Source organism: Serratia sp. ME47, from assembly GCF_903970925.1.
GTDB classification, from domain to species: domain Bacteria; phylum Pseudomonadota; class Gammaproteobacteria; order Enterobacterales; family Enterobacteriaceae; genus Serratia; species Serratia ureilytica.
The window spans coordinates 149,474-160,021 of record NZ_CAJCKE010000009.1; the positions used below are offsets into that span (position 1 = coordinate 149,474).

Below are 10,548 nucleotides of genomic sequence, written 5' to 3' on the forward strand. Positions count from 1 at the left end.
GCGATGCATGGTAACGGAAAACCGCTACCCTGACGACGCTTTGGAGGGGAATGATGTCGCAGCCGCCCAAGGTCTTGCTGCTGTATGCCCATCCGGAATCCCATGACTCGGTGGCGAACCGGGTTTTGCTTCGACCGGCGCAGCAATTGGAACATGTCACCGTGCACGATCTCTACGCGCACTACCCTGATTTTTTTATCGATATTCATCACGAACAACAGCTGCTGCGTGAGCATCAGGTCATCGTGTTTCAGCACCCGCTGTATACCTACAGCTGCCCGGCGCTGCTGAAGGAATGGCTGGATCGCGTGCTGGCGCGCGGCTTCGCCAGCGGCGTGGGCGGCAATGCGCTGGCGGGCAAATACTGGCGTTCGGTGATCACCACCGGCGAGCCGGAAGGCGCCTACCGCACCGGCGGTTATAACCATTATCCGATGGAAGATATCCTGCGGCCGTTCGAGTTGACCGCCGGGATGTGCCATATGCATTGGTTGACGCCGTTCGTGGTCTATTGGGCGCGGCGGCAAAAGCCGGAGGTGCTGCGCAGCCACGCAGACGCCTACGGGGAGTGGCTGAGCCACCCGCTGCCGCACGGGGGGCGGTGATCATGGAAGGATCGACCTTACTGACCGCCATTTTACTGTTCCTGTTCGCCGCGGTGGTGACGGTGCCGATCGCCCGTCGCCTGGGGATCGGCGCGGTGCTGGGTTATCTGATCGCCGGCATCGCCATCGGTCCGTGGGGATTGGGTTTTATTCGCGACGTTGACGAGATCCTGCACTTCTCCGAGCTGGGCGTGGTGTTCCTGATGTTCATCATCGGCCTGGAGCTGAACCCCAGCAAGCTGTGGGAGCTGCGGCGCTCGATTTTCGGCGCCGGCGCCGGCCAGGTGCTGATCACCGCGGCGGTGCTGGGCGCATTGCTGTACCTGACGCACTTCGCCTGGCAGGCGGCGGTGATCGGCGGCGTTGGCCTGGCGATGTCTTCCACCGCCATGGCGCTGCAGCTGATGCGCGAAAAGGGCATGAACCGCAACGAAGGCGGGCAGCTGGGTTTCTCGGTGCTGCTGTTCCAGGATATGGCGGTGATCCCGGCGCTGGCGTTGATCCCCATTCTGGCCGGCGCCGGCGGCACCAGCGACGACTGGGAGAAGATCGCGCTCAAGGTGGCGGCGTTCGGCGGCATGCTGATCGGCGGCCGCTTCCTGCTGCGGCCGCTGTTCCGCTATATCGCCGCTTCCGGCGTGCGCGAGATCTTTACCGCCGCGGCGCTGCTGCTGGTGCTCGGCTCGGCGCTGTTTATGGAGACGCTCGGCCTGTCGATGGCGCTCGGCACCTTCATCGCCGGCGTGCTGCTGGCGGAGAGCGAATACCGCCACGAACTGGAGATCTCCATCGAGCCGTTTAAAGGGCTGCTGCTGGGGCTGTTCTTTATCTCGGTGGGCATGGTGTTGAATATCGGCGTGCTCTACACCCATCTGGCCGAGGTGTTGATCGGCGTGTTGGCGTTGGTGGCGGTGAAATCCGGCGTGCTCTACGGCGTATCGCGCCTGTTCGGCCTGCGCAGTTCGGTACGCCTGCAGTTCGCCGGCGTGCTCAGCCAGGGCGGTGAGTTCGCCTTCGTGCTGTTTTCGGCGGCGGGCGCCCAAAAGGTGCTGCAGCCGGATCAACTCTCTTTGCTGCTGGTGGTGGTGACGCTGTCGATGATGACCACGCCGCTGTTGATGCAGGCCATCGATCGCATTTTGGCGCGCCGCTATAACGCCAAAGACGAAGACGAGGAGACGCCGTACGTGGAAGATGACGATCCGCAGGTGATCATCGTCGGCTTCGGGCGTTTTGGCCAGGTGATCGGCCGCCTGCTGATGGCCAACAAAATGCGCATTACCGTACTGGAACGCGACGTCAGCGCCGTCGGCGTGCTGCGTCGCTACGGTTACAAGGTCTATTACGGCGACGCCACCGAGTTGGAGCTACTGCGCGCGGCAGGCGCAGAGAAGGCCAAGTCGATCGTGATCACCAGCAATGAGCCGGAAGACACCATGGCGATCGTGCGGCTGTGCCAGCAGCACTTCCCGAACCTGAGCATCCTGGCGCGCGCGCGCGGCCGCGTGGAGGCGCATGAGCTGCTGCAGGCGGGCGTAAAACAGTTCAGCCGCGAGACCTTCTCCAGCGCGCTGGAACTGGGGCGCAAGGCGCTGATGGAATTGGGCATGCACCCGCATCAGGCCTTTCGCGCCCAGCAGCATTTCCGTCGTCTGGATATGCGCATGCTGCGTGAGCTGATGCCGCCGCATCAGGGCGACGTGGCGCAAATTTCTCGCGTGAAAGAGGCGCGGCGCGAGCTGGAAGAGCTCTTCCATCGCGAAATGCAAAAAGAAAGTCGCCAGTTTGACGGCTGGGATGAATACGAATAAGCGGGAGCATAACGATGTCTGCAACACGTAAGAGATTTATCGCCGGAGCGGTGTGCCCGAGCTGTAGCGCCATGGATACGCTGGCGGTATGGCGGGAGGATCAGGTGGAAGTGGTGGAGTGCGTCAAGTGCGGCCATCACCAGCGCCAGACCGAACAACAGGTGGAAAAACACGTTCGACCGCAAGAGCAGGTGATCGGCATTTTTCAGCCGAAGTAGCGTTTTTTTATCCCGAAGGGTACAGCGAGGCAGATTTCCGTTACAATCTGTCCGGAAAAGGCGCGCATCCCGATAACGGTGCGCGTCCTAGTAGCCAACGGTAGGAGATATCATGAAAGTAGCAAAAGACTTGGTGGTCAGCCTGGCTTACCAAGTACGTACAGAAGACGGTGTTTTGGTTGATGAGTCTCCGGTGAGCGCACCGCTGGACTATCTGCACGGGCATGGTTCTCTGATCGCAGGTCTGGAAAAAGCGCTCGAAGGCCACGACGTTGGCGATCGTTTTGACGTTCACGTCGGCGCGAACGACGCGTACGGCAACTACGACGAAAACCTGGTGCAGCGCGTACCGAAAGACGTCTTCATGGGCGTTGACGAACTGCAGGTCGGCATGCGTTTCCTGGCTGACACCGATCAGGGCCCGGTACCGGTTGAAATCACCGAAGTTGACGGCGACCACGTTGTGGTTGACGGCAACCACATGCTGGCCGGCCAAAACCTGAACTTCAACGTGGAAGTTGTCGCGATCCGCGAAGCGACCGCAGAAGAACTGGCGCACGGTCACGTACACGGCGAGCACGATCATCACCACGAGCACGGTGAAGGCTGCTGCGGCGGTCACGGCCATAGCCACGATCACGACCATGGTCACGACCACGGTAAAGGCGGTTGCGGCAACGGCGGTTGCGGCTGCCACTAAGCAGAACGCAATCCCGAGACGAGAGGGCAGCCATTGGCTGCCCTTTTTTATGCGCGGCGCCCCTCAATAGTGCGGCGGAGGGGTTTCTTCCGATTGCGAGGCGATCATCGAGGTTTGGGTCGAGCGCAGTTTGTCGGTCAACATGCGCAGGTGCTCGCGCATCTTCAGCATTTCCATCTGATGCTGGGTGACGGTCTGGTTGAGCTCTTCGATAGTGAGCTCTTGAAAAGCCTGACGGCTTTCCAGTTCTTCAAGCCGCTGTAGCAGGCTTTGAATGTCGGCGTTGTGCATGAGGCTACCTCTGACGCGATAAAATCCTGATTCGGCGCTATGGTAACAGCTGGCGTCGGGTTTGCCCGCGCTATTTCTTTGGGCGGCGCGCAACGTTGCGATCGGCAGTGTAAAGTGCTGAAAAGCTGCACGCCTGATTCGCCGTTTTTTGCTAACCTCGCCGAATATTCTGCAAGAAAAATCTGATTTATCATGTGAGTAGCACGCAGCGGGAAACTTCTTGGCAAAGCGGGAGTCACACTTTGACTCGATTGGTTACCTGTGCGACTGTTTTGTTTTGTTTCAGGCAGCTATAGTAGCCCGGTTATCTTACCTAATGATTGTTTGGGGCATTGCTTCAGACACTGGAGAAATGGATGAAATCTTTGTTTAAAGTCACGCTTCTGGCAACCACCATGGCTTTTGCTCTGAATGCGACCCAGGTCATGGCAGCCGATGCCGCTAAACCGGCGGCAGACGCGGCAGCAGCGCCAAGCACCGGCAAGTTCAAAAACGACGACGAGCAAGCGGCTTACGCACTGGGCGCCTCTCTTGGCCGTTACATGGACAACTCTCTGAAAGAGCAAGAGAAGCTGGGCATCAAGCTGGACAAAGATCAGCTGATCGCCGGCGTTCAGGACGCTTTCGCTAACAAGAGCAAGCTGAACGACGCCGATATCGAAAAGACTCTGCAGGGCTTTGAAGCGCGCGTGAAGGCTTCCGCACAGGCGAAGATGGAGCAGGACGCCAAGGACAACGAAACCAAAGGCGCCAAGTATCGCGACAGCTTCGCTAAAGAAAAAGGCGTGAAGAAAACCGAATCCGGCCTGCTGTATCAGGTAGAGAAACCGGGCGCGGGTGAAGCGCCGAAAGACAGCGACACCGTGGTAGTGAACTACAAAGGCACCCTGACCGACGGTACCGAGTTCGATAACTCCTACACCCGCGGTGAGCCGCTGTCATTCCGTCTGGACGGTGTGATCCCTGGCTGGACCGAAGGCCTGAAGCACATCAAGAAAGGCGGCAAAATCAAGCTGGTGATTCCACCGGCGCTGGCCTACGGTAAAACCGGCGTTCCGGGCATCCCGGCTAACTCCACGCTGGTCTTCGACGTCGAGCTGCTGGATGTGAAAGCGGCGCCGAAAGCTGACGCTAAAGCCGAAAAACCGGCCGACGCCAAAGCCGACGCCAAAGCGAAATAATCTCGTCGCTCTGTTTGCCACCGCCGCGGATGCCCTCCGCGGCGGTTTTCATTTCGGCAGCCGCTACCGCTCTCTCCATTGAACGCTTGACGCCTGCCGGGCATCGGGCTTAACGTCAATACCACGCGCAAACGCAAGGACTTTGCTCCGGCCGCTTTGCTAGACTAATAATTCTGACTTATCAGTCATGCGTCTGCCCCTTAGGGCGTGTACCTAAAATTGTTCCCGGCCGCCTCGCCCGCGGATGTCATCGCGCCGTTTTATGCCGCTCTCAGCCAGCCGCGCTGCAGCGCGCCGACGACGGCAGCGATCCGGCCCGAGCGGTTTTAGCTGCGCCCCCTGGCACAGGCGATCTATGAGGGTGGTATCTTCGATGTCGAATTCGCTTTTATCCAGCGAAGCCAGCGAACTTGATTTGCTGAATGAACGTCCGTTTACTCAAACGGATCATGAAATCCTGAAATCCTATGAAGCGGTGGTCGACGGGCTGGCGATGTTGATCGGCGGCCACTGCGAAATCGTATTGCACGCGCTGGAAGACCTGAACAGCTCGGCGGTGCGCATCGCCAACGGGGAACACACCGGGCGCAAAATCGGCTCGCCGATTACCGACCTGGCGCTGCGCATGCTGCACGACATGGCCGGCGACGACAGCAGCGTGTCGAAAGCCTACTTTACCCGCGCCAAGAGCGGCGTATTGATGAAATCGGTGACTATCGCCATTCGCAATCGCGAGCAGCGGGTGATTGGTTTGTTGTGCATCAACATGAACCTCGACGTGCCGTTCTCGCAGATCATGCAAACCTTTATGCCGCCGACAGCGCAGGACGTGCCGTCGTCGGTGAACTTCGCCTCTTCCGTCGACGATCTGGTGGCGCAGACGCTGGAGTTCACCATCGAAGAGGTGAACGCCGACCGCTCGGTGTCCAATAACGCCAAGAATCGACAGGTGGTGCTCAATCTCTATGAGAAAGGCATCTTCGACATCAAGGATGCGATCAATCAGGTGGCGGATCGTCTGAATATCTCCAAACACACCGTCTATCTGTACATTCGCCAGTTTAAAAGCGGCGACCTGGTGGGAAGCGACCGCTGATGCTCGACTATTGTCTGTTGGTTACCGGCCCGGCTTATGGCACGCAGCAGGCCAGCAGCGCCTATCAATTCGCTCAGGCTTTACTGGCGAAAGGGCATCGTCTTTCCAGCGTCTTTTTCTACCGTGAAGGGGTGTTGAACGCCAACCGGTTAACCGCGCCCGCCAGCGACGAATTCGATCTGGTGCGCGGCTGGACGCAGCTCGCGCAGCAACACGGCGTAGCGCTCAACGTCTGCGTGGCCGCCGCGCTGCGTCGGGGCGTCACCGACGAACACGAGGCGCAGCAGCAGGGGCTGGCCGGTGCCAACCTGCAGCCCGGTTTTACCCTGAGCGGGCTGGGTTCCCTGGCCGAAGCGTCGCTGAGTTGCGACCGTCTGGTGCAGTTCTGAGGAAATGATGAAACGAGTCGCTTTTGTTTTCACCCACGGGCCGCATGGCGGCGCCGGCGGCAGGGAAGGGCTGGATGCGCTGCTCGCCACGTCGGCGCTCAGTGAAGATTTGGGGGTGTTTTTTATCGGTGATGGCGTGTTGCAGCTGTTGCCGGGCCAGCAACCGGAAAAGATTTTGGCGCGCAATTATATCGCCACTTTCGGCGTACTGCCGCTGTATGACGTGGAGCGGTGTTATCTGTGCCAGGCTTCGCTGCAGGAACGCGGGCTGAGTCAGGTGACCGATTGGGTGCTGGATGCCGAGGTGCTGGCGCCGGACGAACTGCGCCGTGAATTGGCCGGCTACGACGCCGTAATGACGTTTTAGGAACTTCTGATGTTGTATACCCTGAGCCATTCGCCAAACCAATGTGACCTGCCCGCGCTGTTGCGCTTGACCGCGGAGGGCGACGCGCTGCTGCTGCTGCAGGATGGCGTGCTCGCAGGCCTTGTTGGCAGCGCCCATCTTGAATCGCTGCTCGCCGCCCCCATATCCCTTTATGCGCTGCAGGACGACCTGGAAGCCAGGGGGTTGATTGGTCATTTTTCGCACAAAATCACTGTCGTCGGCTATAATCACTTCGTTGAATTAACCGAACAACACCGCAGCCAAATGGCCTGGTAATGAGAGTGATGTTGTATATTTCTTGACACCCATACTGGTCAGCCCTAAAATTCTGCGTCCTCGTACTTTGCCAGTAGTGCATACGAGGGGATTTATCACATGTTTACGAAGCTAGTACGAAGCAAAAACCAGGAGCTTTTTTAATGGCAACAATTAACCAGCTGGTTCGCAAACCACGCTCTGTGAAGGCTGCTAAAAGCAACGTTCCAGCGCTGGAAGCCTGCCCGCAGAAACGTGGCGTATGCACCCGCGTATATACCACTACCCCGAAAAAACCAAACTCCGCACTGCGTAAAGTTTGCCGTGTGCGTTTGACCAACGGTTTCGAAGTGACTTCCTACATCGGTGGCGAAGGCCACAACCTGCAGGAACACTCCGTAATCCTGATCCGTGGCGGTCGTGTAAAAGACCTGCCAGGTGTGCGTTACCACACCGTCCGTGGTGCACTTGACTGCTCCGGTGTTAAAGACCGTAAGCAAGCTCGTTCCAAGTACGGCGTGAAGAAGCCAAAGGCTTAATGGTTCTCCGTTAAGTAAGGCCAAACGTTTTAACTTTAATGTCAAAATAAACTCGTAGAGTTTTGGACAATCCTGAATTAACAACGGAGTATTTCCATGCCACGTCGTCGCGTAATCGGCCAACGTAAAATCCTGCCAGATCCTAAGTTCGGATCTGAGCTGCTGGCCAAATTTGTAAATATCCTGATGGTAGACGGTAAAAAATCTACTGCAGAAGCAATCGTCTATACCGCGCTGGAGACCCTGGCTCAGCGTTCTGGTAAAGATCACCTGGAAGCTTTCGAAGTCGCTCTCGACAACGTTCGCCCGACTGTAGAAGTTAAGTCGCGTCGCGTTGGCGGTTCTACTTATCAGGTACCAGTTGAAGTCCGCCCGGTTCGTCGTAATGCTCTGGCAATGCGTTGGATCGTTGATGCTGCACGTAAACGCGGTGATAAATCCATGGCTCTGCGCCTGGCGAACGAGCTGTCTGACGCAGCAGAGAACAAAGGTTCTGCTGTTAAGAAGCGTGAAGACGTTCACCGTATGGCCGAAGCCAACAAGGCGTTCGCCCACTACCGCTGGTAATCATCTGGCTGTAGTCATGCTAACCAAGCGGGCGCGTCAAATCGGCCCGCTTGGGTTAACTGAACTTGAACGCCCTAGGAATAGAGGAATCAAATGGCTCGTACAACACCCATTGCACGCTACCGTAACATCGGTATCAGTGCTCACATCGACGCCGGTAAAACCACCACTACCGAACGTATTCTGTTCTACACCGGTGTAAACCACAAAATCGGTGAAGTTCATGACGGCGCTGCCACCATGGACTGGATGGAACAGGAGCAGGAGCGTGGTATTACCATCACTTCTGCAGCGACGACTGCCTTCTGGTCTGGTATGGCCAAGCAGTTCGAACCGCATCGCGTAAACATCATCGACACCCCAGGGCACGTTGACTTCACCATCGAAGTAGAACGTTCCATGCGTGTGCTGGATGGCGCGGTAATGGTTTACTGTGCTGTTGGTGGTGTTCAGCCACAGTCTGAAACCGTATGGCGTCAGGCTAACAAATACAAAGTGCCACGTATCGCGTTCGTTAACAAAATGGACCGTATGGGCGCTAACTTCCTGAAAGTTGTTGGCCAGATCAAAACTCGTCTGGGCGCTAACCCTGTTCCTCTGCAGCTGGCTATCGGCGCAGAAGACAAATTCACCGGCGTTATCGACCTGGTGAAGATGAAGGCGATCAACTGGAACGAAGAAGACGCAGGCGTTACCTTCGAATACGAAGACGTCCCGGCTGACATGATGGAACTGGCTGAAGAATGGCGCCAGAACCTGATCGAATCCGCTGCGGAAGCTTCCGAAGAGCTGATGGAAAAATACCTGGGCGGCGAAGAGCTGACCGAGGCAGAAATCAAATCCGCTCTGCGTCAGCGCGTGCTGAACAACGAAATCATCCTGGTTACCTGTGGTTCTGCGTTCAAGAACAAGGGCGTACAGGCGATGCTGGATGCGGTAATCGAATACCTGCCGGCGCCAACTGACGTTCCTGCGATCAACGGTATCCTGGACGACGGTAAAGACACCCCGGCTGAGCGTCACGCAAGTGATGATGAGCCGTTCTCTGCTCTGGCGTTCAAAATCGCTACCGACCCGTTCGTAGGTAACCTGACCTTCTTCCGCGTGTACTCCGGCGTTGTTAACTCCGGCGACACCGTGCTGAACTCCGTTAAGGCTGCGCGCGAGCGTTTCGGCCGTATCGTTCAGATGCACGCCAACAAGCGTGAAGAGATCAAAGAAGTTCGCGCAGGCGACATCGCCGCTGCGATCGGTCTGAAAGACGTGACCACCGGGGACACCCTGTGTGATCCAGACTCTCCAATCATCCTGGAGCGTATGGAATTCCCTGAGCCGGTAATCTCTATCGCCGTTGAACCAAAAACCAAAGCTGACCAAGAGAAAATGGGTCTGGCTCTGGGCCGTCTGGCTAAAGAAGACCCGTCATTCCGCGTATGGACTGACGAAGAGTCTAACCAGACCATCATCGCCGGTATGGGTGAACTGCACCTCGACATCATCGTTGACCGCATGAAGCGTGAATTCAACGTTGAAGCTAACGTGGGCAAACCTCAGGTAGCTTACCGCGAAGCGATTCGCGCGAAGATTACCGATGTTGAAGGTAAGCACGCCAAGCAGTCTGGTGGTCGCGGTCAGTACGGTCACGTTGTGATCGACATGTACCCACTGGAGCCGGGCTCTAACCCGAAAGGTTACGAGTTCATCAACGACATCAAAGGCGGCGTAATTCCTGGCGAATACATCCCTGCCGTTGATAAAGGCATCCAGGAGCAGCTGAAGTCTGGTCCGTTGGCTGGTTACCCGGTAGTAGATATGGGTATTCGTCTGCACTTCGGTTCTTACCACGACGTTGACTCCTCTGAACTGGCGTTTAAACTGGCCGCATCTATCGCCTTTAAAGAAGGCTTTAAGAAAGCGAAACCAGTTCTGCTTGAGCCTATCATGAAGGTTGAAGTTGAGACTCCAGAAGAGAACACCGGTGACGTTATCGGTGACTTGAGCCGTCGTCGCGGCATGCTGCGCGGTCAGGAATCTGAAGTGACTGGCGTTAAGATCCACGCTGAAGTACCGTTGTCCGAAATGTTCGGCTACGCAACTCAGCTGCGTTCTCTGACTAAAGGTCGTGCATCATACACCATGGAATTCCTGAAGTATGATGATGCACCGAACAACGTCGCTCAGGCCGTAATCGAAGCCCGTGGCAAATAAGCCGCAGGGTTAAAACCAAAGTCCCGTGCTCTCTCCAGAAGGGGAGAGCGCTATAGTAAGGAATATAGCCGTGTCTAAAGAAAAATTTGAACGTACAAAACCGCACGTTAACGTTGGTACTATCGGCCACGTTGACCACGGTAAAACTACCCTGACTGCAGCGATCACCACCGTTCTGGCTAAAACCTACGGCGGTTCTGCACGTGCTTTCGACCAGATCGATAACGCGCCAGAAGAAAAAGCTCGTGGTATCACCATCAACACCTCTCACGTTGAGTATGACACCCCGACTCGTCACTA

At 56.9% G+C, this 10,548-nt stretch carries 14 protein-coding genes; 13 read left to right on the plus strand and 1 reads right to left on the minus strand.

The features are described from left to right. Positions 1-53 precede the first annotated feature (53 nt). From kefG to slyD, 4 genes are all read left to right on the plus strand, one after another. A complete protein-coding gene (kefG, locus tag H7A77_RS11865) occupies positions 54-605 on the plus strand; it encodes a glutathione-regulated potassium-efflux system ancillary protein KefG (protein ID WP_028127618.1) in 552 nt (183 codons plus the stop codon). Between the two features lie 2 nt (positions 606-607). After that, positions 608-2,416: a glutathione-regulated potassium-efflux system protein KefB gene (kefB, locus tag H7A77_RS11870; RefSeq protein WP_182074229.1), complete on the plus strand. Its 1,809-nt coding sequence runs from the start codon at positions 608-610 to the stop codon at positions 2,414-2,416. Between the two features lie 14 nt (positions 2,417-2,430). After that, positions 2,431-2,634 (plus strand): YheV family putative zinc ribbon protein, encoded by a 204-nt coding sequence (locus tag H7A77_RS11875; RefSeq protein ID WP_015379274.1) that lies wholly within the window; start codon positions 2,431-2,433, stop codon positions 2,632-2,634. Positions 2,635-2,746: 112 nt separating this feature from the next. Beyond that, positions 2,747-3,334, plus strand: coding sequence for a peptidylprolyl isomerase (slyD, locus tag H7A77_RS11880; protein WP_004930407.1), 588 nt, complete (start codon positions 2,747-2,749; stop codon positions 3,332-3,334). A gap of 63 nt (positions 3,335-3,397) precedes the next feature. On the opposite strand, the gene H7A77_RS11885 is transcribed toward slyD, so the two are convergent. Next, positions 3,398-3,625 (minus strand): SlyX family protein, encoded by a 228-nt coding sequence (locus H7A77_RS11885; protein WP_033645250.1) that lies wholly within the window; start codon positions 3,623-3,625, stop codon positions 3,398-3,400. A 356-nt stretch (positions 3,626-3,981) separates the two neighbouring features. Here H7A77_RS11885 and fkpA point away from each other — a divergent pair, with 356 nt between their 5' ends. From fkpA to H7A77_RS11930, 9 genes are all read left to right on the plus strand, one after another. Beyond that, positions 3,982-4,806, plus strand: coding sequence for an FKBP-type peptidyl-prolyl cis-trans isomerase (gene fkpA / locus H7A77_RS11890; RefSeq protein ID WP_033645249.1), 825 nt, complete (start codon positions 3,982-3,984; stop codon positions 4,804-4,806). A gap of 373 nt (positions 4,807-5,179) precedes the next feature. Beyond that, positions 5,180-5,902 (plus strand): transcriptional regulator, encoded by a 723-nt coding sequence (locus tag H7A77_RS11895; protein ID WP_033645248.1) that lies wholly within the window; start codon positions 5,180-5,182, stop codon positions 5,900-5,902. Beyond that, positions 5,902-6,291: a sulfurtransferase complex subunit TusD gene (gene tusD / locus H7A77_RS11900; RefSeq protein WP_108682119.1), complete on the plus strand. Its 390-nt coding sequence runs from the start codon at positions 5,902-5,904 to the stop codon at positions 6,289-6,291. The genes H7A77_RS11895 and tusD overlap by 1 nt, the downstream gene beginning before the upstream one ends. Positions 6,292-6,298: 7 nt before the next feature. Further along, positions 6,299-6,658 (plus strand): sulfurtransferase complex subunit TusC, encoded by a 360-nt coding sequence (gene tusC / locus H7A77_RS11905; protein WP_033645384.1) that lies wholly within the window; start codon positions 6,299-6,301, stop codon positions 6,656-6,658. A 9-nt stretch (positions 6,659-6,667) separates the two neighbouring features. Beyond that, positions 6,668-6,955, plus strand: a complete 288-nt coding sequence (gene tusB, locus H7A77_RS11910; protein ID WP_033645246.1) for a sulfurtransferase complex subunit TusB — start codon at positions 6,668-6,670, stop codon at positions 6,953-6,955. Positions 6,956-7,098: 143 nt separating this feature from the next. Next, positions 7,099-7,473, plus strand: coding sequence for a 30S ribosomal protein S12 (rpsL, locus tag H7A77_RS11915; RefSeq protein WP_004930426.1), 375 nt, complete (start codon positions 7,099-7,101; stop codon positions 7,471-7,473). A 96-nt stretch (positions 7,474-7,569) separates the two neighbouring features. Next, positions 7,570-8,040, plus strand: coding sequence for a 30S ribosomal protein S7 (gene rpsG, locus H7A77_RS11920; protein ID WP_004956203.1), 471 nt, complete (start codon positions 7,570-7,572; stop codon positions 8,038-8,040). Between the two features lie 93 nt (positions 8,041-8,133). Next, a complete protein-coding gene (gene fusA / locus H7A77_RS11925; RefSeq protein ID WP_033645245.1) occupies positions 8,134-10,248 on the plus strand; it encodes an elongation factor G in 2,115 nt (704 codons plus the stop codon). A gap of 70 nt (positions 10,249-10,318) precedes the next feature. Next, a partial coding sequence (locus H7A77_RS11930; RefSeq protein ID WP_032449286.1) for a GTP-binding protein occupies positions 10,319-10,548 on the plus strand: 230 nt, incomplete at its 3' end.